22 protein-coding genes and 2 tRNA genes are annotated in these 24,198 nt (G+C 19.3%); 14 read left to right on the top strand and 10 right to left on the bottom strand.

What is annotated here, in order from left to right:
* Nucleotides 1–2: 2 nt before the first annotated feature.
* Nucleotides 3–1,559 (bottom strand): 2-isopropylmalate synthase, encoded by a 1,557-nt coding sequence (leuA, locus tag GJT99_RS00235; RefSeq protein ID WP_168893732.1) that lies wholly within the window; start codon nt 1,557–1,559, stop codon nt 3–5.
* 244 nt (nt 1,560–1,803) lie between these two features.
* Here leuA and ribD point away from each other — a divergent pair, with 244 nt between their 5' ends.
* Genes ribD through nusB form a run of 3 tightly spaced genes read left to right on the top strand, consistent with a single transcriptional unit; the run spans nt 1,804 to nt 3,858 of the window.
* Nucleotides 1,804–2,916, top strand: a complete 1,113-nt coding sequence (gene ribD, locus GJT99_RS00230) for a bifunctional diaminohydroxyphosphoribosylaminopyrimidine deaminase/5-amino-6-(5-phosphoribosylamino)uracil reductase RibD (protein WP_168893731.1) — start codon at nt 1,804–1,806, stop codon at nt 2,914–2,916.
* Nucleotides 2,917–2,940: 24 nt separating this feature from the next.
* Nucleotides 2,941–3,438, top strand: a complete 498-nt coding sequence (gene ribH, locus GJT99_RS00225; RefSeq protein WP_168893730.1) for a 6,7-dimethyl-8-ribityllumazine synthase — start codon at nt 2,941–2,943, stop codon at nt 3,436–3,438.
* Nucleotides 3,439–3,858, top strand: a complete 420-nt coding sequence (gene nusB, locus GJT99_RS00220) for a transcription antitermination factor NusB (RefSeq protein ID WP_168893729.1) — start codon at nt 3,439–3,441, stop codon at nt 3,856–3,858.
* Nucleotides 3,859–3,935: 77 nt separating this feature from the next.
* Here the strand turns inward: nusB and GJT99_RS00215 are convergent, their stop codons facing one another.
* Genes GJT99_RS00215 through tadA form a run of 3 tightly spaced genes read right to left on the bottom strand, consistent with a single transcriptional unit; the run spans nt 3,936 to nt 6,260 of the window.
* Complete coding sequence (locus GJT99_RS00215) at nt 3,936–4,502, bottom strand: DJ-1/PfpI family protein (RefSeq protein WP_168893728.1); 567 nt, start codon at nt 4,500–4,502, stop codon at nt 3,936–3,938.
* 29 nt (nt 4,503–4,531) lie between these two features.
* Nucleotides 4,532–5,782, bottom strand: a complete 1,251-nt coding sequence (glyA, locus tag GJT99_RS00210; RefSeq protein WP_246208906.1) for a serine hydroxymethyltransferase — start codon at nt 5,780–5,782, stop codon at nt 4,532–4,534.
* Nucleotide 5,783: 1 nt separating this feature from the next.
* On the bottom strand, nt 5,784–6,260 hold the full coding sequence (gene tadA, locus GJT99_RS00205; protein ID WP_168893727.1) for a tRNA adenosine(34) deaminase TadA: 477 nt from the start codon (nt 6,258–6,260) through the stop codon (nt 5,784–5,786).
* Nucleotides 6,261–6,491: 231 nt separating this feature from the next.
* Here tadA and hisS point away from each other — a divergent pair, with 231 nt between their 5' ends.
* The 7 genes from hisS (at nt 6,492) to dapD (ending at nt 16,334) form a co-directional block, all read left to right on the top strand.
* Nucleotides 6,492–7,784 (top strand): histidine--tRNA ligase, encoded by a 1,293-nt coding sequence (hisS, locus tag GJT99_RS00200; protein ID WP_168893726.1) that lies wholly within the window; start codon nt 6,492–6,494, stop codon nt 7,782–7,784.
* A 272-nt stretch (nt 7,785–8,056) separates the two neighbouring features.
* Nucleotides 8,057–9,406 carry a ribosome biogenesis GTPase Der gene (gene der, locus GJT99_RS00195; protein ID WP_168893725.1) on the top strand — a complete coding sequence of 450 codons (1,350 nt, stop codon included), beginning with the start codon at nt 8,057–8,059 and terminating at the stop codon, nt 9,404–9,406.
* Nucleotides 9,407–9,458: 52 nt separating this feature from the next.
* Nucleotides 9,459–10,439 (top strand): tRNA dihydrouridine(20/20a) synthase DusA, encoded by a 981-nt coding sequence (gene dusA / locus GJT99_RS00190; RefSeq protein ID WP_168893724.1) that lies wholly within the window; start codon nt 9,459–9,461, stop codon nt 10,437–10,439.
* A gap of 57 nt (nt 10,440–10,496) precedes the next feature.
* The gene (gene dnaB / locus GJT99_RS00185) at nt 10,497–11,882 is read left to right on the top strand and encodes a replicative DNA helicase (RefSeq protein ID WP_168893723.1); all 1,386 of its coding nucleotides are present in this window, start codon (nt 10,497–10,499) and stop codon (nt 11,880–11,882) included.
* A 75-nt stretch (nt 11,883–11,957) separates the two neighbouring features.
* Nucleotides 11,958–13,367, top strand: coding sequence for a cysteine--tRNA ligase (gene cysS / locus GJT99_RS00180; protein ID WP_168893722.1), 1,410 nt, complete (start codon nt 11,958–11,960; stop codon nt 13,365–13,367).
* Complete coding sequence (ligA, locus tag GJT99_RS00175) at nt 13,349–15,421, top strand: NAD-dependent DNA ligase LigA (protein WP_168893721.1); 2,073 nt, start codon at nt 13,349–13,351, stop codon at nt 15,419–15,421. Before cysS ends, ligA begins: the two co-directional genes overlap by 19 nt.
* An 85-nt stretch (nt 15,422–15,506) precedes the next feature.
* Entirely contained in the window at nt 15,507–16,334 is an 828-nt protein-coding gene (gene dapD / locus GJT99_RS00170) for a 2,3,4,5-tetrahydropyridine-2,6-dicarboxylate N-succinyltransferase (RefSeq protein ID WP_168893720.1), read from the top strand.
* A 99-nt stretch (nt 16,335–16,433) separates the two neighbouring features.
* Here the strand turns inward: dapD and GJT99_RS00165 are convergent.
* The 5 genes from GJT99_RS00165 to recA form a co-directional block, all read right to left on the bottom strand.
* Nucleotides 16,434–16,506, bottom strand: a tRNA-Arg gene (locus GJT99_RS00165).
* A 6-nt stretch (nt 16,507–16,512) separates the two neighbouring features.
* A tRNA-Ser gene (locus GJT99_RS00160) sits at nt 16,513–16,599 on the bottom strand.
* 72 nt (nt 16,600–16,671) lie between these two features.
* On the bottom strand, nt 16,672–16,863 hold the full coding sequence (csrA, locus tag GJT99_RS00155; RefSeq protein ID WP_168893719.1) for a carbon storage regulator CsrA: 192 nt from the start codon (nt 16,861–16,863) through the stop codon (nt 16,672–16,674).
* 58 nt (nt 16,864–16,921) lie between these two features.
* Nucleotides 16,922–19,561, bottom strand: a complete 2,640-nt coding sequence (gene alaS / locus GJT99_RS00150; protein WP_168893718.1) for an alanine--tRNA ligase — start codon at nt 19,559–19,561, stop codon at nt 16,922–16,924.
* A gap of 60 nt (nt 19,562–19,621) precedes the next feature.
* On the bottom strand, nt 19,622–20,620 hold the full coding sequence (gene recA / locus GJT99_RS00145) for a recombinase RecA (RefSeq protein ID WP_168893717.1): 999 nt from the start codon (nt 20,618–20,620) through the stop codon (nt 19,622–19,624).
* A 106-nt stretch (nt 20,621–20,726) separates the two neighbouring features.
* Here recA and GJT99_RS00140 point away from each other — a divergent pair, with 106 nt between their 5' ends.
* Entirely contained in the window at nt 20,727–20,978 is a 252-nt protein-coding gene (locus GJT99_RS00140) for a sulfurtransferase TusA family protein (RefSeq protein WP_168893716.1), read from the top strand.
* 11 nt (nt 20,979–20,989) lie between these two features.
* On the opposite strand, the gene rsmD is transcribed toward GJT99_RS00140, so the two are convergent.
* On the bottom strand, nt 20,990–21,571 hold the full coding sequence (gene rsmD, locus GJT99_RS00135; RefSeq protein WP_168893715.1) for a 16S rRNA (guanine(966)-N(2))-methyltransferase RsmD: 582 nt from the start codon (nt 21,569–21,571) through the stop codon (nt 20,990–20,992).
* Nucleotides 21,572–21,694: 123 nt separating this feature from the next.
* Between rsmD and ftsY the strand changes: the two genes are divergently transcribed.
* From ftsY to ssb, 3 genes are all read left to right on the top strand, one after another.
* Nucleotides 21,695–22,654, top strand: coding sequence for a signal recognition particle-docking protein FtsY (ftsY, locus tag GJT99_RS00130; RefSeq protein WP_168893714.1), 960 nt, complete (start codon nt 21,695–21,697; stop codon nt 22,652–22,654).
* Nucleotides 22,655–22,708: 54 nt separating this feature from the next.
* Nucleotides 22,709–23,590 carry an RNA polymerase sigma factor RpoH gene (gene rpoH, locus GJT99_RS00125; RefSeq protein ID WP_168893713.1) on the top strand — a complete coding sequence of 294 codons (882 nt, stop codon included), beginning with the start codon at nt 22,709–22,711 and terminating at the stop codon, nt 23,588–23,590.
* 76 nt (nt 23,591–23,666) lie between these two features.
* Nucleotides 23,667–24,185, top strand: a complete 519-nt coding sequence (gene ssb, locus GJT99_RS00120; protein ID WP_168893712.1) for a single-stranded DNA-binding protein — start codon at nt 23,667–23,669, stop codon at nt 24,183–24,185.
* Nucleotides 24,186–24,198 lie beyond the last annotated feature (13 nt).

Raw genomic sequence — 24,198 nt, 5'->3', positions numbered from 1 at the left:
AACTACCTCTCTTTTTTATATTTATTATTTTGTAAAATATTTTTTTGTACTTGATTAGATCTCCATATGTTATTAAGACAATTAATAATTGCTATGACTGAAGCTTTAATAATATCTTTAGAAAAACCTACCCCATTAAATATTTTTTTTTTATATTTTATTTTAATATTAACTTTTCCTGTTGATTTTTTAGTATGACTATTAGCTATTAACATATAGTTTATTAATTTTATATTATAATTTGTTATTTTAATCATAGTTTTATATATTGCATTAACAGCTCCTAATCCTGTTGCTGATTCTAACTTATCTAAATTACCACATTTTAATTTTATTGTAGCAATAGATAAATTAGAATTTGATTCTATATTAAAATATTTTAATAAAAAATATTCTGTATTATTATCTTGTTCATTATTAAATGCTAATGATTCTAAATCATAATTAAATATTTGACCTTTTTTATCAGCTAATTTAATAAAATTATTATATAATAAATTAATATCATAAGTATTTTCTTTATATCCCATTAAATTCATATGATATTTTATTGCAGCTCTTCCTGATTTAGAAGTAAGATTAAATTCTGTTTGATTTAAACCGATGTTTTTAGGATTTAATATTTCATAAGTATTTCTATTTTTTATCATTCCATCTTGGTGGATACCAGAAGAATGAGAAAATGCATTACTTCCTACAATCGCTTTATTTATTGATATAGGAATATTACATATTTTACTTACTAATTTACTTGTATAATAAATATTATTAATATTTATATCAGTATAAAAATTTATACTTTTTTTTCTTGTATATAATGCCATAATAACTTCTTCTAAAGCACAATTACCGGCTCTTTCTCCTATACCGTTAATTGTTCCTTCTATTTGTCTTGCTCCCGCATTTATTGCTGTAATAGCATTACCTACTGCCATACCTAAATCATTATGTGTATGTACTGAAAGAATACATTTATCTATATTATCTATTTTTTTTTTTAAATTAGAAATTATATCATAATATTCTTGAGGAAATATATAACCTACTGTATCTGGAATATTAATTGTTGTAGCTCCTGCATTTATTGCAGTTTGTACAACATAACATAAGTCATTAATAGGTGTACGACTACTATCTTCACAAGAAAATTCAATATCATCAGTATATTTACGTGCATATTTAATCATAAATGATATTTTTTCTACTACCTTATTTAAAGTAGTTTTTAATTTTGTAGTTATATGTATGGGTGAAGTTGCTAAAAAAATATGGATTCTAAAATTCCCTGTTTTTTTAAGTGAATTATATACCATATCTATATCTTTTTTTTTACATCTTGCTAAACCACATAATTTACTATTTTTTATAATTTTTGATAGTTCTTTAGAAGTTTTATAATCCATAGGAGATGAAATAGGAAATCCTACTTCAATAATATCAATACCCATTTTTTCTAATGCTAATGCTATTTCTATCTTTTTTTTAGTATTTAAATTAAATTGTAAAGATTGTTCACCATCACGTAATGTAGTATCTAAAAGAATAATTTTTTTTTTCATATAAATATCATCTCTTTCAATAAAGATTTTTAATATAAAAATATATTTTATATAAATAAAATAATATATTCTAAGTATAGAAAAAATATTTATTTTATTATATTTATTTTAAATAAATAATTAATTTTTATAATTATTTATTTAATTTTATATTTTTAATATTTATAATATTAATTCAATATAGTGAATATTATATAAATTAAAATGATTAAAATACTTTATTAGATAATAAATTAAGGTTATTATGTATTTAATAGATAAATTTTATATGATGCATGCAATTAAATTAGCTAAATTAGGTATTTATACTACAACTCCTAATCCTAATGTAGGATGTATTATTGTTAATAATAAGAAAATTATTGGTCAGGGATATCATTTAAAAACAGGTGAACCTCATGCAGAAATTACTGCATTAAAAATGGCAGGGAAAAATGCTGAAGGATCGACAATGTATGTCACATTAGAACCTTGTAATTATAAAAATTTAACACCATCATGTTGTGATGCATTAGTTAATGCTAAAATTAAACGCCTTGTAGTTGCAACAAAAGATCCTAATCCAAAAGTAAATGGTAAAGGATTAAAATTTTTAAATAGTAAAGGTATTAAAATTACAAAAAATATTTTATCAAAAGAAGCTAAGTTTATAAATTCAGGTTTTTTTAAAAGAATGTATACAGGTATACCTTGGATACAATTAAAATTAGCGATATCATTAGATGGTAAAATTGCATTATTAAATGGAGATAGTAAATGGATATCATCTAAAATTTCTAGAAAAGATGTTAATATTTTAAGAGCTAAAAGTACGGCAATTTTAAGTACAAGTAAAACTGTAATTAAAGATGATTCTACTTTATTAGTAAAATGGAACAAATTAAGTTATAATATAAAAAAAATTTATCCTAAAAAATTATTAAGACAACCTATCAGAATTATTTTAGATAGATTAAATAAAATTAAACCTACTGATAAAATAATTTTATTTCCAGGAAAAATATTATTAATTAAATTAAAATATACTTTTGATAATTGGCCAAATTATGTAGAACAAATTATAGTACCAGAAATTAATGGATATTTTGATTTAGAATATTTATTTAAAATATTGGGTAGTAGAAAAATAAATTCTCTTCTTATAGAAGCAGGGAGTACATTATCAGGATTTTTAATTACTTATAATTTAATAGATGAATTAATTATTTATCTTACTCCTAAATTATTAGGTAACGTAGCATTAAATTTATGTAATATTAATTCATTTATGAATATTATTAATGTTCCTCATTTTTATTTTAAATATATAAAAAAAATAGGACCAGATTTAAAATTAATATTAAAACCTATTAAATAGTTTTTAAAGGATATAAATTATATTATGCAAATTATTGATGAAAATGTGATAGCACCTAATGCATTTATTGCTATTGTTATATCAAGATTTAATACATTTATAAATAAACATTTGTTATATGCAACTATTGATACTTTACAAAGAATAGGTATGGTACAAGAAAAAAATATAACTATTTGTTGGGTACCAGGAAGCTACGAAATAGCATCAGTAATACAATTATTAATAAAAAAAAATGTGTATGATGGTATAATAGCTATTGGCAGTATTATAAAAGGAGAAACATCTCATTTTAAATATTTATCTCAAGAAGTTTGTTCACAAATATCTAATTTATCAGTAAAAAATAATATTCCTATTTCTTTTAGTATTTTAACAACTGATAATATTGAACAAGCTATTGAAAGGTCTGGTGTTAAAGTTATGAATAAAGGTACAGAAGCAGCCATAACTTTATTAGAAATGATTAATATATTTAAATCAATAAAATTATTACATACAAAAAATAAAAAGGGAAGTTAAGTGAAATTTACTTATAGATATCAATCTAGAAAATATGCTTTACAAGCTATTTATTCTTGGCAATTATCTAATAATAATTTTAATGATATTCAATATTATTTTTTAAATGAATCAATAAAAAATATAAAATATATAGATATTGATTATTTTAATGATTTAATAAATGGAGTAATAATTAATAGTAAATATTTAGATAATACAATGGAACCATTTTTATCTCGAAAATTGTTTGAATTAGGACAAATCGAAAAAGCAATATTACGTATTTCAATATATGAATTAATAAATCGTTTAGACGTACCATATAAAGTTGTAATAAATGAAAGTATTCATTTAGCCAAAAGTTTTGGGGGAGTAGAAAATAGTTATAAATTTATAAATGGTGTTTTAGATAAAATGGCAAACAAAATAAGAATTTAATTGAAAAATCTTAAATAAGAAATTATTTATAGATATATTTTTATATAAAAACTATTTTACAGTAATTCAACAGTCCATTATAATTCTTGTTCAATTTTCAAAGATATTTTTTCACCTAAAAGAATTTTAATTAATTTTAAATTAAATTTGATTGCATATTTAACACTTTGTGCTGTTAACAATTTATATTTATTATCCCAAAAAACTGGATATTTTTTCCATTGCTGATATGGAATTAAATATTTTAATCCTAAATATCCAGTCATTTTTGCATTTGGAAAAATATTATTTGAACATATAACCATTGATGGAGATGCACATATTGCTCCTATTATTTTATTATTTTTTTTAAAAATTTTTAAATATTTTAATAAAATTTTATTTTTTTGAAAATGTTCCGATGCTTTTAATCCCCCAGGAAGAATAACTGCAGATTGATTATTAATATTAATATTTTTTAAATTATTTATAAAAATATTACTAATTATTTTAGAACCATGTGCACATTTAATTTCACGTCTATTATTTGTACTTACTAATGTAGTATTTATATTACTTCTATTTAAAATATCTACAGATGATATAGTTTCTATATCTTCAACTCCATCTGTAATAAATATTAATACAGAAATAATCTTTGTCATTATATTTACCTTCTATTCAAAAAATAATTTTATTTATTAATATATATAGGAAAATTATTACATAATCTTATTATATCATTTTTTATATTTTTTATATATGTATTCTTATTATTTAATATATTTACAATATATTTTGTTAATATTTTTATTTCACTTTCTTTAAAACCCCTTTTTGTAATAGCTGGGGTACCTATTCTTATACCAGATGTAATTGAAGGAGGATTTTTATCATAAGGAATACTATTTTTATTAACGATAATATTATAATTTTCTAATAAAATTTGAGCTTCTAAACCTGTTATATTTTTATTAGTTAAATTAAGAATAAACATATGATTATCAGTATTATCAGAAACAATTTGATAATTATATTTTTTAAATATTTTTACCATTAATTTTGAATTTATTAAAATTTGTTTTTGATATATATTAAAATCCTTATTTAATGCTTCTTTAAAAGCTAGAGCTTTAGCAGCAATAATATGCATTAATGGACCTCCTTGACTACCAGGAAATACTGCTTTATCAATTTTATGAAATAAATTTTTGTTTTCTTTCGTTGCTAATATAATACCTCCTCTAGGTCCAGATAAAGTTTTATGTGTAGTACTAGTTATTATATGTGCATAAGGTAATGGATTAGGATATAATCCAGCAATAATTAAACCTGCAATATGTGAAATATCTACAAAAAAATATGCATTTACTACATCAGCAATATATCTCATTTTAGCCCAATTACATATTCTAGAATAAGAAGAAAATCCTCCAATAATCATTTTTGGTTTATATTTTATTGCTAATTTTAGTAAATTATTATAATCAATTATTCCATTATTCTTTATTTTATAAGATATATTTTGATAAAATTTTCCTGAAAAATTGATTTTAGATCCATGAGTTAAATGTCCTCCATGTGAATTTTCTAAACCCATAATTATATCTCCAGGTTTTAATAAAGCCATATATACAGCAAAATTAGCTTGTGAACCTGAATGTGGCTGTACATTTACATAATCTGCATTAAATAATTTTTTAGCTCTTTTAATAGCAAGATTTTCAATTTGATCTATATATTTACAACCACCATAATATCTATTAGAAGGATATCCTTCTGCATATTTGTTTGTTAATACTGATCCTTGAATTTTCATAACATCACGTGATGTATAATTTTCAGAAGCTATTAAATTAATATTATTTTCTTGTCTTTTATATTCTTTTTTAATAATATTAAATAATTTTGTATCAAAATTTGATATTTTGTCTAATTTTTTCAAATTAATAAACCTTTTTAAGAAAATTATTTTTTTTTCTTTTTAAGAAAAAAAAATTTTTTATTATATTTCTACATTTTTCTTCTAAAATACCAGAATTAATTTTTAATGAATAATTAATATTATATGTGTTTAATAAATCTATAAATAATTTTGTATTAAACTTTTTATTATAAGTACTAAAAACTAATCGAGAAATTCTACTAGTAATTATAGCACCAAAACACATCAAACATGGTTCTAATGTTACATACATAGTTGTATCTAATAGTCTATAATTTTTTAAATATTTTGCAGCTTTTCTTAAAGCTATAATTTCTGCATGTCCTGTAGGATCATTATTTTTTATTGAACTATTAATTCCATAAGAAATAATCCTATTTTTTTTTATAATAATAGCTCCTACTGGTACTTCTTTAAAAGATTCTGCTAATTTAGCAAAATTTAAAGCACATTTCATCCAATAAATATGATTTTTCATCTTAATATACATTATTTTGTTTAATTATATTAAATATAATCTTAATTATTATTAATTTTAATAAATATCATCATACTTATACTTTATAAGTTATATTAAATATTTTATAATTAAATATAAAATTATGAATTTTTTAAATTTTATTAATATTTAGAATAATTAATTTTTTTTATTATTATAATAAAATTTAAATTTTACTGAAGCTAATATTTATAATAAGAGATATTTATAGTGATAAAATTAATAACTGCTGTTCATGGTATGCATGATTATTTATTTCCAAATACCATATTATGGAAGAATATTGAAAAAATAATTCAAGATATTTTAAATAATTATGGTTATCAAGAAATAAAATTACCAATTTTAGAAAAAAGTGAATTATTTAAAAAAACTATTGGAGAACATACAGATGTTATAGAAAAAGAAATGTATACTTTATCTGATAAAAATAATAATTCTTTAACTTTACGTCCAGAAGGAACTGCAGGATTTATTAGAGCTATAGTAGAACATAATATATATTATAACAATAGAAGATTTTGGTATAATGGTCCTATGTTCCGTTATGAAAGACCTCAAAAAGGTAGATATAGACAATTTCATCAAATTGGTATTGAAATTGTTGGATTAACATCTCCTTATATTGATGCTGAAGTTGTTATCATTACAAATAATATATGGAAAAAATTAAATATTACAAATAATATTTTTTTAGAAATTAATTCTATTGGATCATTAATAGATAGAAAAAAATATATAAAACAATTAATATTATTTTGGGAAAAAAATTATTTTTCTTTAGATCTAAATGATAGAAAAAAAATATATACAAATCCTTTAAGAATATTAGACAATTATAAATACAAAAATATTAAATTATTAAATTATGCACCTAAATTACAGAATTTCTTAAATAAAGAAAGTATGAATAAATTTAATAAATTTTGTGATATTTTAAATTTTATGAATATTAAATTTACTATTAATAATTATTTAGTAAGAGGATTAGATTATTATAATGATATCGTTTTTGAATGGAAAAGTTATGATATAGGTAGTAAAAATATTTCTAAAACTATTTGCGGTGGAGGAAGATATGACAAATTAATTAATTACATGAGTAATGGTAAAAATAAAAGTGGTTTTGGTTGTGCTATAGGAATAGAACGTTTATTATTATTAGTACAGATTAATAAATCATTAAAATTAAATATGGATTATTTAATTGATATTTTTTTAATACCTATGGATTCTAATAATAGTTTAAAAAAAATTTTAATAATTGGAGAATTAATTAGAAAACAATTTCCTAAACTTAGAATAATTATTAGTTATCTTTTTCAAAAAATTAAAAAACAAATTATTCAAGCAAATAAATATAAATCACGTTTTATATTAATAATAGGTCCAAAAGAAATAAAAAATAATTTAATTATTTTAAAAGATTTGTGTTTTAGAAAACAAATAATTATGTCAGAAAATCAATTAATATGTAATTTAAAAAAATATTTTATAATGTAATTAAATTATTTTAAATAAGTAAAATTTTATAAATATTCTTGTTATTTTTTATTTTAGAAAAAATTAATTTTATTAAAAATAAAACTATAATTTTTTAAAATTACTTAAATCTATATTAAAATATATATTTTATATAAAAAATATGTTATAAAATTTAATAAAATAATGTTGAAATTTTATAGTTTATTAATCTAAATAAATATATCTATTATATAATAATATATATATTTATATAAAATTAAAATTACATATATATAATCCATATAAAAAATATGATAACATATCAATATCCTATTATCACTATACTAGGTGATAATAATGTAGGTAAATCTTCTTTATATAATATCTTAATAAAAAAATATGATTCTTTAGTAAATAAAATACCAAATTTTACAATAGATAAAAAATATGGTAAAGCTAATATTAAAAATATTCAATATATTTGTGTAGATACAATTAGTTATAATAAAATTCAAGAAAATAATTTTTTATTAAAAAAAGAAATTGTATCATTAATTAAAGAGTCAAATTTAATCTTATTATTAATAAGAGGAAATAAATTAAATATTTTAGATTATCTAATAATAGATTATATTAGAAAATATAATAAAAAAGTAATTATTATATTAAACACAACTAAAAAAATATTTTTAGATAACGAATTTTATTCTTTAGGTTTCGAATTTTATCAAATAAATATTAAAAACTATAATAATATAATAAAATTAAAAAAAATATTATATAAACACATAAAAAAAATATCTGATAATGATCAAAATAACACTAATTTTTTATATAAAAAAATTTATGTAAAAAATAAAAATAATATAAAAATAGCTATTATAGGTATGCCTAATGTAGGTAAATCAACTTTAGTTAATAAATTTATTAATGAAAAAAGAATGATTGTTAATGATACACCTGGAACTACTAGAGAAAGTATTTATATACCGTTAAATATTTTTAATTCTTTAAAAAAGAATATAGTTTTAATTGATACTGCTGGTATAAAAAAAAAAACTAAAATTAAAAATAAAGTAGAAAAATTTTCAATTTTAGAATCTTATAAAACTATTTATAAATCAGATATTGTTTTATATATAATAAATGGAGAAAAAAAGTTTTTTTGTAAAAAAGATATACAATTAATAAGATATATCATATCAAAAAAAAAAAACATGATTTTTATTATTAATAAAGCAGATCTTTTAACAAAAAAGAATATTTCTTTTTTAAAAAAAGAGATAAAAATAAAATTTAACTTTTTTCCTGTAATTGCTATTTCAGCTAAATTTATCTTAAATTTAAATAGTATTTTAAAGTTAGTTTGTAAAATTTATAATATGTCTATAAAAAAATATCGTACTTCTCAACTTATGAAAATATTAAATTTAGCAACTAATTTAGTTTTACCTCCATTATATAATGGGAAAAGAATAAAATTAAAATATATACACCAAGTACAAAACAATCCTTTATTATTTAAAATATATGGTAATCAATTAAAAAAATTAAATCTTAATTATAAACGTTATTTATTAAAATTTATTTATAATAAACTTCAATGTTTTGGTAATATTATAAATATAAAATTTCAAGAAAATAAAAATCCATATAATTAAATAATTTTAAAATTTTTAATTATTAAAAATATAAATTATTATTTATTTACAAATGAAAAAAAAAATTCCATATTTCACATTTGAAATAGCTCCTATGTTAGGTAAAACTAATAAATTTTGTAGATATTTTTATCGTAAATTAACTAAAAAGTCACTTTTATATACTGAAATGATTCATTCTAATTTAATTAAAAATAATAAAAATATTTTATTAGAAAATAAAAATGTTGATAATATTACATTACAATTAGCAGGAAATAAACCAAAATTATTATCTTTATGTGCTAAAAAAGCAGAAAAAATAGGATATAAGGAAATTAATCTAAATTTAGGATGTCCTTCTTTAAGGTCACAAAAAGGGAATTTTGGAGCATATTTAATGAATCATCCTTTAATAGTATCAGATTGTATTAAATCTATGAGTGATAGTGTTTCTATACCTGTAACCGTAAAAATGCGTATAGGTCTTAATAATAATGATAATTATTTTTTTTTACATAAATTTATTAATTTACTTATAGAAAGTGGTTGTAAAAGATTTATTATCCATGCTAGAAAAGCATTATTAAATAAGAATTTTAATGTTAAAAAAAATTTAATAATTCCTAAATTAAATTATAAAATTATTTATCAAATAAAAAAAAATTTTCCAAATACAAAAATATCAATTAATGGAGGTATTAAAACTATATTAGATATAAAACAACATTTAAAATACGTTGATGGAGTTATGATAGGAAGAGAAGTTTTTAAAAATCCTAAAATATTAATAGATATAGATTCATATATTTATAATTGCAAATCTATTCTACCAAATCCTGTAATAATATTAAAATCTATGTTTTCATATATAGAAAAGGAATTAAAAAAGGGTTATTCGTTAATAACTATTATTACTCCTTTACTAAATATTTTTTATGGTATTAATGGATCAAATAAATTTAAAAAATTTATTCTTGATAAAAAAAATTATATAAATATTAATAATATAGAAATATTAAATAAAGCTTTATCTTACATAAAAATAGAATAATATATTTATTATTTAAGTCAATTAAAAATTATATTTATATATGGTAAAAATAATTGAATGAAACAATTTAAAAAAGATTCTCAAATTGAAAAAATAAAAATTCCTCCTCATTCTTTAGAAGCAGAACAATCAATATTAGGAGGATTAATGTTAGATAATAATCGATGGGATAATATTACAGAAAAAATAATAGTAGATGACTTTTTTATTTTATCACATAAAATAATTTTTAATGAAATGAATTATTTAATAGAATTAGGAAAACCTATTGATTTAATAACACTTTCAGAATCTTTAGAAGATAAAAATAAATTAAGTCAAGTAGGAGGATTTGCATATCTTGCTGAATTATCAAAAAATATTCCTAGTGTATCTAATATATCTGCATATGCAGAGATTGTCCATGAACGTGCTATTATTAGAGAAATGATATCTGTTGCTAACGAAATAGCAGAAGCAGGATATTATCCTAATGGGAGAAATAGTGAATATTTATTAAATTTAGCAGAATCACGTGTATTTCAAATAGCAGAAAAACGTTTAAATAAAAATACTAAACCAAAAAATTTAGAAGAAATATTAGAAGTTACCATTTCAAAAATTGAATCATTTTATAAAATGCCTAAAGATGGTATTACAGGTATAGATACTGGATATCATGAATTAAATAAAAAAACTGCTGGATTACAAAAATCTGACCTTATAATAATCGCAGCTCGTCCTGCAATGGGTAAAACTACATTAGCAATGAATATTTGTGAATATACAGCTATATCACAAGATAAACCTGTGTTAATATTTAGTTTGGAAATGCCTTGTGAACAAATTATGATTCGTATGTTAGCATCTCTTTCTCGTGTTTATCAGAGTAAAATTAGGACAGGACAGTTAAATGATAATGATTGGAAAAAAATATCAGTTACTATGGAAATTTTATTAAAAAGAAAAAATATATATATTGATGATTCTTCAGAATTAACTCCTACAGAAATTAGATCACGTGCTAGAAAAATATTTAGAGAACATAATGGATTATGTTTAATTATGATAGATTATTTACAATTAATTAGAGTACCATCTTTATCTTTTAATAGAACTTTAGAAATTTCTGAAATTTCTCGTTCTTTAAAAGCTTTAGCTAAAGAATTACATGTACCTGTACTTGCTTTATCTCAATTGAATAGATCTTTAGAACAAAGATCTGATAAACGTCCAATGAATTCTGATTTAAGAGAATCAGGTTCAATAGAGCAAGATGCTGATCTTATTATGTTTATCTATAGAGATGAAGTTTATAATGAAAATACTAATTTACATGGTGTTGCTGAAATTATTATAGGTAAACAAAGAAATGGTCCTATTGGAACTATAAAACTTATTTTTAATAATCAAATTACACGTTTTGATAATTATTCTAATTATTATAGTAATGAAAATATTTAAATTTTTAAAAAATTTTTATTAATTTTTATCTAAAATATATTTATTATGAATAATTATTTATTATGAGAATAATCAATGTTAAAAATTTTTAATACATTAAGTAAAAAAAAAGAATTTTTTTTTCCAATTAATAAAAAACAAGTAAAAATTTATGTATGTGGTATAACAACATATGATTTATGTCATATTGGACATGGAAGAACTTTTATTATATTTGATGTTATTATCAGATATTTAAAGTTTTTGGGTTATAAAATAAAATATATAAGAAATATTACTGATATTGATGATAAAATTATTAATATAGCAAGAAAAAAAAAACAAAATATAAAACATTTTACACAAAATATAATTGATAATATTACTAAAGATTTTAATAATTTAAATATTTTACCTCCTAATTTTGAACCTAAAGTTACTGATCATATAAAAGATATTATTAAAATAATAGAAAAATTATTAATCAATAATACTGCTTATATTGCTAAAAGTGGTGATATTATGTTTTCTATAAAAAAATATTTTAATTATGGAATATTATCTAAACAAAAAATAAACTTATTAAAATCTACTTTAAGAATTAAAAATATTAATTTTAAAAAAAATTATAAAGATTTTATTTTATGGAAATTAACTTCTATATCGGAAATAGGTTGGATCTCTCCTTGGGGATATGGTCGTCCTGGATGGCATATAGAATGTTCTACTTTAAGTCGTAAATATTTAGGAAAATGTTTTGATATACATGGTGGAGGTAACGATTTAATCTTTCCTCATCATGAAAATGAATTAGCACAATCTTCATGTATAGATAAAAATTTTTATGTTAATTATTGGATACATATAGGAATGATTATTATCGATAATAAAAAAATGTCAAAATCTCTAAAAAATACTTTAAAAATAAAAGATATTTTATTAAAATATAATAAGGAGGTTGTAAGATATTTTTTAACAGCTACTCATTATCGTAGTCCTATTATATATAATGAAAGTAAATTGCAAAAAGCACAACTAATTTTAAAAAAATTATATATTTCTTTATTTTATCAAAATTATTCTTTTAGTATAGTAAAAAATTTAAAAAATAATTTTTTTTTATTAGAACAGCAATTTTATAATGCTATGAATGATGATTTTAATACTCCTAAAGCATACAGTATTTTATTTCAAATTTCACGAAAAATAAATATTGCTTATCAACAAAAAAAATATTTAATTACTAATTACTTAATTTTAAAATTAAAAAAATTAGGTAATATTTTAGGAATTCTATTTTATAATCCTAAAAAATATTTACAAAACAATAAAAATTTACATGATTTTTATAATAAAAATGAAATTAAACAATTAATAAAAATGCGTAATATTGCACGCCATAACAAATTATGGGAAAAAGCAGATTTAATTAGAAAAAAATTAGAAAATAAAAATATTCTTTTAGAAGATACTATTAATGGGACAATATGGAAGAAAAAAATTTAAAATTTTATATTAATAAAATAATAGATATTTTATATAAAATTTCTAAAATTTTTTTTTATAAAAAAAAAATAATAAATTTACGTAAAATAATTAATAATTATAATTATAAATATTATATTTTAAATAATTCTAATATTTTAGATTATCAATATGATAAATTAATTAATAAATTAAAAAAATTAGAAAATTTATATCCTTATTTAAGAGATAAATATTCACCTACTCAAATAGTAGGTGCTAAACCATTGTTAGTATATAAAAAAATAAAACATAAAATGTTAATGCTATCATTAAATAATGTTTTTAATGAAAATGATTTATTGAAAAAATTTTATTATCCTATAAAAAAAATTATTAATAAATTTGAATTTTGTTGTGAATTAAAATTTGATGGAATAGCAGTTAATTTATTATATAAAAATGGAATATTATTTAGTGCTTCAACTAGAGGAGATGGTTCAATAGGAGAAAATATTACTAAAAATATATTACAAATTAAAGATATTCCTCATATTTTAAAAGGAGATATATTTCCTAAATATTTAGAAATTAGAGGAGAAATTTTTATTTCAAAAAAAAATTTTCAGATTTTAAATCAAAAAAAAATTATTAAATCTAAAATATTTAGTAATACAAGAAGTGCTACTTATGGGATTATAAAATTAAATAAAAATTATAATAAAAAATGTTTAAATTTACTAAATTTTTTTAGTTATGGTATTGGTTTTACAAATAAAAAAATTTTTTTTAATCAAAAAGAAATATTAAATAGTTTAAAATCTTATGGTATTCCTATATCAAAACATACTAAAGTATTTTCTTCTTATCATAAAATAATTAATTATTATAAATATTTTAAAAAAAATAGAAATTTATTACCTTATGATATTGATGGTATTGTTATAAAAGTAAATAATATTCAACAACAGAATATTATTGGGTATAATAATCATGCTCCTAAATGGTCTATTGCATATAAATTTCCTTCACAAGAAAAAGTAACATTACTAAAAAAAATAATTTTTCAAATAGGACGTACAGGAATTTTTGTTCCAATAGCTAAATTTAGTACTGTTAATATTACCGGAGTTAATATTAATTTTGCAACATTATATAATATTAATGAAATTAAAAAATTAGATTTAAGAATAGGAGATACAATTGTTGTTCAAAGATGTGGAGATGTTATTCCTAAAGTTATTCATGTAATTAAAAAAAAAAGATTTTTAAAAAAAGTAAAAAAGATTTTGATACCTAAAATTTGTCCTAGTTGTCATTCTATACTTAAAATGAAAGAAAATTATTTATATTGTCCAGCAGGTTTATTTTGTAAATCTCAATTAAGAGCATATTTAAAACATTTTATTTCCAGAGATGCTATAAATATTAACTTTATAGGAAATAAATTAATTGATAAGCTTGTAGAAAAAAATTTAATAAAAAATGTTATAGATTTATTAAATCTTAATATGAATATTTTATCTAAAATAGATTATTTAGGTATTAAATCTATTCAAAAAATTCTTAAATTTTTTAAAAAAAAACAAAATGTAATGTTTAATAAATTTTTATTTTCTTTAGGTATCCCAGGAGTTGGAAAAATAACATCGTATAATATATCATTATCTTTTAAAACATTACATAAATTTTTAAATACTAATATAATTAAATTATATAATATAAAAGGAATAGGAAAAAAAAATTCAATAAATATTTTAAATTTTATTAAAAATAAAAATAATATTTATATAATTACTAAATTAGTAGAAAAAATAAATATTATTTATCCTACAAATATTGTAGAAAAAAATTTTTTTTATAAAAAAAAGATTTCTATTACTGGGACATTTTTTTTAATTAAAAGATCATATCTTTTAGATAAATTAATTTTTTTAGGTGCTAAAATCATTAAAAATATTAATAAAAAAACCAATTTTTTGATTTTAGGGAAACATCCTGGTTCTAAATTATCAAAAGCAAATAGATTAAATATAAAAATTATTGATGAAAAAAAAATAATTTTTTTATTAGAAAAAAATAAGAATAATTTTTAAAAATAATTTAAATTTGTTAATTATAAAAATAAATGATATTATTGTTAATAATATTTTAAATAAAATTTTGTAATAATTAAATTATATGAAAAATTTAAAAAATATTATAGAAGATTATTTTATTAAATATAAAAAAAATGATAATTTTTTATATGAAAAAGAAGTTATTAATAATATTAACACAGTAATTAAATTTTTAGATAAAGGTATAATTAGAGTAGCTGAAAATATTAAGGGAAAATGGATAATTAATGAATGGATAAAAAAAGCAATATTATTATATTTTAAAGTTAGTAAAAATTTTTTATTTAAGGGATCATATAATAATTTTTATGATAAAATACCTCTAAAATTTAATTATAGTAGTCAAAAAAATATTTTTGAAAACATAAAATGTAGAGTTATACCACCTACTGTTGTGAGATATGGTTCTTTCATTTCTAAAAATACAATTCTAATGCCATCTTTTATTAATATAGGTGCTTTTATTGGTGAAAAAACTATGATAGATACTTGGTCTACAGTAGGATCTTGTGCACAAATAGGAAATAATGTTCATATTTCTGGAGGTGTAGGTATAGGTGGTGTTTTAGAACCTATACAATCTAAACCTACCATAATAGAAGATAATTGTTTTATAGGTGCTCGTTCTGAAATAGTAGAAGGAGTTCTTATAAAAGAAGGATCAGTAATTTCAATGGGAGTATATATCGGACAAAGTACTAAAATCTATGATAGAGAAAATGGATTAATTCACTATGGTATAGTTCCTAGTTATTCAGTTGTTGTACCAGGTACCTTACCATCTGAAAACGGTAAATATAATTTGTATTGTGCAATAATAGTCAAAAAAGTAGATAAAAAAACTTTAAGTAAAGTTGAAATAAATAATATTTTACGTAATTCTATATAAAGAATAAATATTTAAATTTTAAATATATTTAGGTTATTATGTAACTTATTTTAAAAAAAAAGATAGAACAACTACAATTCTAATTATACAAAATTTAACTGCATCCGGGAGGATTTGAACCCCCGACAACTCGGTTCGTAGCCGAGTACTCTATCCACTGAGCTACGGATGCTTTTCCCGGTGAGAGAGAGATTCGAACCCTCGATGTAGCATACTACATACACCCTTAGCAGGGGTGCGCCTTCAACCACTCGGCCATCTCACCATTATATTTAAATGTAATTATATCTACTAAAAAAAAATTGTCAAATTATTTTTTATAAAAAAAATAATAAAATTATTTTATTAAATTTGTTTGCTGATTTTTTTCTGCTTGTATACGTTGATATATTTCTTCACGATGAACAGCAATTTCTCTAGGAGCATTAACACCTATTCGAACTTGATTTCCTTTTATTCCTAATACTGTTACCATAACTTCATCACCAATCATAAGTGTTTCGCCTATTCGGCGAGTAAGAATTAACATTCTTTTCTCCTTAAAAGAAATACAATATAAAATATATATTATAATTTTATTTAAATTATTAATTTAATTTATTTACTTTATCTAAAATAAATGTTCTTATCTTAGATAAGATAAAATAATATTGATCTATAGTAAGATCGATACTACCTTTGACTATATTAGCACATCCATTTATATTACAAACATTTTTATCTAAATTTCTTTTCATAACATCTAAAATATTTATTTTATTATTAATATTTTTTGTAGTTTTAATTATAAAAAATATTTTTTTTCCCCATTTAGTAGATAAAATTATTATAACTTTATTTAATTTTTTTAATATTTTTTTTAAAATAACATTAAAAAATATTGGATTAATATCATATATTTTACTAATAATTATATTAATATCTTTTAATAAAATTTTATTTTTAAATAAAATACTTTCTTCTTTTAAAAGAAAATATTGTTGTAATTCTTTAAAATTTTGTTTTAATAAAGAAAACTTTTTTTTATATAATAAAATATTTTGTATTAAATAATCTTCATTTGTATTAAATAAACTAGAAATATATTTAATATTTTTATTTTGTTTTTGTATATATTTTAATGCTATATTATGTGTAATTGCATGTATACGTTTTATACCATTAGCAATATTTAAAAACTTAGTAATAATAAATAAACTAATTTTACCAGTATTTTCTACATGTGTACCACCACATAATTCTTGTGAAATTTTTTTAATATTTACAATTCTTACAAAAGAAGAATATTTATTTTCAAATAATGCTATTATATTTTTTTTATTTTTTATTTCTTTTTTTTCTTCTGTATCTATTTTAATAGGTATATTTTCAAATATATAACCATTAATTTTTTTTTCAATATATGAAATATCATCTAATTTTAGAGAATTATTTAATATAAAATCAAATCTTAAATATTTATCAGTTATTAATGATCCTTTTTGTTTTACATATGTACCAAATTTTTTACGTAAAACAGCATGTAATAAATGTGTTGCAGAATGATTTTTACTAATCATCATACGATGTAATATATCAATGTTAGCATGTAAATAATCATTTTTTTGTAATGAACCTAAAATCATTTTTCCTATATGAATAATTATATTTCCTTGTTTTTTTGTATCATATACTTGAAAAATATTTTTTTTATCTTTTTCTAAGTATCCAATATCTCCTTTTTGGCCACCTGATTCTCCATAAAAAGTTGTAATATCTAGTATTATTTCTCCTTGTTCTTCTAAATTAATTTTATTTTTAGAAGTTTTATCTATGTAAATATCTAAAACTTTACTATAAGTTGTAAAATTTTTATATCCATTAAATTTAGAAATATTATTTTTATAATAAAAATTATTTTTATTATTAAAAAGATTTTTTTTTTTTGATTTTTGACGTTGAATTTCCATATAATTAACAAATTCTTCTTTATTTATACTAATTTTTTTGTTTATGCATATATTTTGAATTAAATCTAGAGATAATCCAAAAGTATCATATAAATAAAATATTTGTTTTCCTGTTAAATAATTATTACCTGATTTTTTAAGTTCTTTATTTAATAATATAATTCCTGAATATATAATTTGATTAAATTTTTCTTCTTCATTTTTAATGATATTAGTAATTAGATTAATTTTTTTATTTAAGAAATTTTTTTCATTATTATTTATATATTTAATATAAACTTTTACTAATTGATAAAAAAAAGGTTTTTTTTCTCCTAAAATTCTTCCATGGTTTACAGCTCTTCTAATGATTTTTCTTAAAATATATCCCCTTTTTTCATTACTAGGAATAATACCTTCTGCAATTAAGTAAATAGTTGATCTAATATGATCTGCTATAACTTTTAAAGAATTATGTTCTAGATTTTTTATTTTAATTAAATTAGCTATCTCTTGAATAATATTTTTAAAAAAATATATTTTATAATTTGAATCGACTCCTTCTAAAATACTAGTAATACGTTCTAATCCCATACCAGTATCTACTGATTTCATTATTAAAGGAATTAATTCTCCATTTAATGTTTTATTAAATTGTATAAAAACAATATTCCATATTTCAATAAAACGATTTCCTAAATTATTTTTAATATCTCCTTTTAAATGATCACCTAAATCATAAAAAATTTCAGTAGATGGTCCACAAGGACCAGTTTCAGACATTTGCCAAAAATTATCAGAATTATATTTTTGATTTTTTTTATCTTCTATTAAAATTAAATTTTTTTTAGGTATACCAATAATTTTATTCCAAATATTATATGTTTCAATATCTTTATAATATACAGTGATAAATATTTTTTTTTTTTTTAAATTAAACCATTTAGAATCAGTTAATAACTCCCATGCATAAAAAATAGCTTTTTTTTTAAAATAATCTCCAAAACTAAAATTACCTAACATTTCAAAAAATGTATGATGTCTATTTGTAAAACCTACATTTTGAAAATCATTATGTTTGCCTCCAATACGTATACATTTTTGTATTGTAACAATTTTTGAATAAGGAGATTTTTTATATCCTAAAAAATATTCTTTAAATTGATTCATACCTGCATTTGTAAATAATAATGATGAATCATTGTAAGGTATTAATGAACTTTCTTTAATTATTTTATGTTTTTTTTTATTAAAAAATTCTAAAAATATTTTACGAATTTCTTCAATTTTATTTTCCATATTATAAATTAACCTTAAATATTTTTAAAACATTATTTAAATAACTTATATATACTTATATTATTTTTTTCTAAAAAAAATTTTTCTTAATTTTTCTTCTATTTCTTTTGATTTTTTTTTATTATTTTTAAGAAAATTTATAGCATTCATTTTTCCTTGACCAATTTTTTCATTATGGTAACTATACCATGAACCACATTTTTCAATTATTTTTTCTTTTACACCTAAATCTAATAATTCACCATAAATATTAATTCCTTCACCGTAAATAATCTGAAATTCAGCTTTTTTAAAAGGTACAGCAACTTTATTTTTAACAACTTTAACTCTAGTTTCACTACCAATTATATCATCTCCAATTTTAACATTACCAATTTTACGGATATCTAACCTAACAGAAGCATAAAATTTTAAAGCATTTCCTCCAGTTGTCACTTCGGGATTACCAAATAAAACACCAATTTTCATTCTTATTTGATTAATAAAAATTAATAATGTATTTGTTTGTTTTAAATTACTTGCTAATTTTCTCATAGCTTGACTCATCATTCTTGCTGCTAAACCTATATGTGAATCTCCTATTTCTCCTTCTATTTCAGCTTTTGGGGTTAAAGCAGCAACTGAATCTACTATAATAACATCTATAACACCTGACTTAGCTAATGAATCACATAATTCTAATGCTTGTTCTCCTGTATCTGGTTGAGAACATAATAATTTATCGATATCAACATTTAATTTTTTAGCATAAAAAGGATCTAATGCATGTTCTGCATCAATAAAAGCACAAATTTTTTGTAATTTTTGAGCTTCTGCAATAATTTGTAATGTTAAAGTAGTTTTACCAGAAGATTCAGGTCCATATATTTCTACTATTCTACCAATTGGTAAACCTCCAATACCTAAAGCTATATCTAAAGATAGAGATCCTGTAGATATAGATTCTATATCCATAGTTCTATTATCTCCTAATCTCATAATAGAACCTTTACCAAATTGGTTTTCTATTTGTGTAATAGCATTTTCAAGAGCTATTTGTTTTTTTTTTTCTAAATTCATAATATATACCTTATTTAATAATAAATGTAATTATGAATTTTATAAAAGAATTTTTTTATTATAATAAAAAAATTCATAATAATTTATTATTAATAATATATTCCAAATGTTTAAAAAAGAAAATTTTTATAAAAATGTAAATTATGTTTTAGATATAAGAGGATTACAATGTCCACATACAATTATAATGATAAAAAAAAAATTAATTAAAATAAAAAAAAAAGAAACTTTAATTATAATTACTAATGATAAAATTGTTAATATAGATATCAAAAATTTTTGTTATTTTATGAAATTTAATATTATTAAAAAAAAAATAAATAAAATACCATACTTTTTTTTAATAAAAAAAATGTAATAATTTTTCTTTTAAAAAAAATTTATTTTACATAATAGATATGTTACAATGCCAAATTTATTTTGTCGATATTTAATCCATTTTTTAGGTAAAGAAAATTTATTACTTTTAGTTTTATATTGAATAAAAATTTTTGTATTATTTTTCAACCAATTATTTTTTTCTAATAAAATACATGTTTTTTTTAGTAAAATATTTTTTTGACAAAATGGAGGATCAATAAAAATTAAATCATATTGTATATTAGATTTTTTTGATAATACTTTTAAAGTATTATCAAAAATTAAAGAAATATTATTTTTTGTTAAAAAATAAACATTTTTTTTTAATTGTTGAAATATTTTTTTATTGTTTTCTATTAAAGTAGCTGAATAAACATTTTTTCTAGAAATAGCTTCAAAACTTAAAATACCAGTTCCTGCATAACAATCTAAACAGTTAAAATAATTATCATGCATAATCCAATTAAATAAATTTTCACGTATAAAATTCATTGTAGGTTTTAATATTTTATTATTGATTACTTTTATTTTTTTATTTTTCCATTTTCCTGCAATAATATTAATTTTATTAAGATTCTTTTTGTTTTTCATATTTTTTATAAAAAATTTACAAAATTAATTACTTTAAATTTTCATTTAATTATATTATTATTATATTAATAATATAATTAAATTTATTATTTAATAATAAATATTCTATATATTTCATAAAAAATGATAAATCAACAAGATCATAATATGAAAAAGAAACATGGTTTTTTAAATTATTTAAAAAAAAATTTAATTAAAACTACTAAAAATCTTAGTCAAAAAATTATTAATCTTTTTAGAAAAAAAAATGTTATTAATGAAAAATTATTTAACAAATTAAAAGAAACATTAATTATTTCTGATATAGATATATATACTACAAATAAAATTTGTCATTTAATAAAAAATTATGCACAAAAAAATAAAATTAAAGATTCATTAGAATTGTATGATTATTTAAAAATAGAAATGTTAAAAATATTACTTCCAGTAGAAGTTCCTTTAATAATTAAAAAAAATAAAAAAAAACCTTTTATAATATTGGTTATAGGTGTTAATGGAGTAGGAAAAACAACAACAATAGGGAAAATTGCACATTATTTTTATAAACAAAAAAAATCTGTACTTTTAGCTTCTGGTGATACTTTTAGAGCAGGTGCTTATGAACAATTATTTACTTGGAGTAAAAGAAGCCATAGTATTTTATTTAAAAGTAATAAAAAAAAAGATAGTTCAGCAATTATTTTCGATGCGATTTCTTATTCTAAAAAGAAACAAATTGATATTTTAATCGCAGACACATCTGGAAGATTACATAATAATATAATGTTAATGGAAGAATTAAAAAAAATTGCACGTGTAATTAAAAAAAATAATTATATGCTTATTGATGAAGTTATGTTTATTTTAGATGCTAATATTGGACAAAATTCTATTAATCAATTTAAAATGTTTCATGAAAATATAGGAATTACAGGAATCACAATAACTAAAATTGATGGTACAGCAAAAGGTGGTGTGATTTTTTCTTTAGCAAATAAATTTAATATTCCAATAAGGTTTTTAGGTTCTGGTGAAAAAATTACTGATTTAAATTTATTTAATGCAAAAGATTTTATAAATGCTATCTTTATAAAAGATTAATTATTTTTAAATTAGTTAAAATAATACTAATAATATTTATTTTTGGAGGATTTAATGTATAAAAATATATTTACCTCTAATTTAAGAACATCTAATATTCTTATAGGAACATTAGATTCTTATATTTATAATACTAATAATTATCCAATATTAACTTCTCAGGAAGAAAAAAAATTATCTAAAAAATTGTATTATAAAGGTGATTTAGAAGCTGCTAAAAAATTAATTTTATCGCATTTAAGATTTGTTGTACATGTAGCTAAATATTATTCTGGATATGGATTACAACAAGCTGATCTTATACAAGAAGGTAATATAGGCTTAATGAAAGCTGTACGTAAATTTAATCCAGAAATTGGAGTTCGCTTAGTATCTTTTGCTATTCATTGGATTAAGGCAGAAATTCATGAGTATGTTTTACGTAATTGGCGTATAGTTAAAGTAGCAACTACAAAAGCACAAAGAAAATTATTTTTTAATTTACGTAAAGCAAAACAAAGATTAGGTTGGTTTAATCAAGATGAAATTAAAATAGTTGCTAAAAAATTAGGTGTTTCAATTAAAGATGTTTGTGAAATGGAAACACGTATGTCAGCACAAGATATGAATGATAATCTTAATATTAAAGATAATTTTAAAAATAAAAATATAAACACAAATATTTTTTTAAAAGATCATAATTCTAATTTTGCTAATATAATTGAAAAAGATAATTGGAATAAATTTATCTCAAATAAATTATATAAAGCACTTTTAAAATTAGATTATCGTAGTCGTAATATTATTAATCTTAGATGGTTAAATAAAAATAAAAAAAAAATTACATTACAAGAATTAGCTATATATTATGGTATATCAGCAGAACGTATAAGACAATTAGAAAAAAATGCAATGAAAAAATTACGTTGTATTATCGAAAATTTATTTCCAATATAATTGATATTTTTCTTATTAAATTTATGTAATAATAAATTACAGTGAAAAATAATTTTTTTTTATAAAAAGGTAAAAAATGGCTGGTAAAAGAGGTATAAATAAAGTTATTATAGTAGGTTTTTTAGGTAAAAATCCTGAGATTCGTTATATGCCTAATGGAAACCCTGTTGTTAATATTGTAGTTGCAACTTCAGATAATTGGAAAGATAAAAATACAGGAGAAAATAAAGAAAAAACTGAATGGCATAGAATAGTAATATTTGGAAAATTAGCAGAAATTTCTAATGAATATTTAAAAAAAGGATCTCAAGTATATATTGAAGGATCTTTACAAACAAGAAAATGGCAAAATCAAAATGGACAAGATAATTATATAACTGAAATTATTGTAAGTATAGGAGGTACTATGCAGATATTAAATAATTTACGTAATCATGATAATATCACTTTAGATAAAGAAAAAAAATTAACAAAAGATAAAAATCTTTGGAATAAAAAATCAAACAAATCTAATTTGATAGAAAATAACGATAATGAATTATCTATTAATAAAAATGAAAATATTCTTGATTTTGAAGATGATATTCCATTTTAATTTGAAATATTTT

The organism is Enterobacteriaceae endosymbiont of Donacia cincticornis (genome assembly GCF_012568845.1).
Taxonomy (GTDB): domain Bacteria; phylum Pseudomonadota; class Gammaproteobacteria; order Enterobacterales; family Enterobacteriaceae.
Note: the sequence above shows the minus strand (reverse complement) of the source record. Positions and strands in the feature narration are given on the sequence as shown.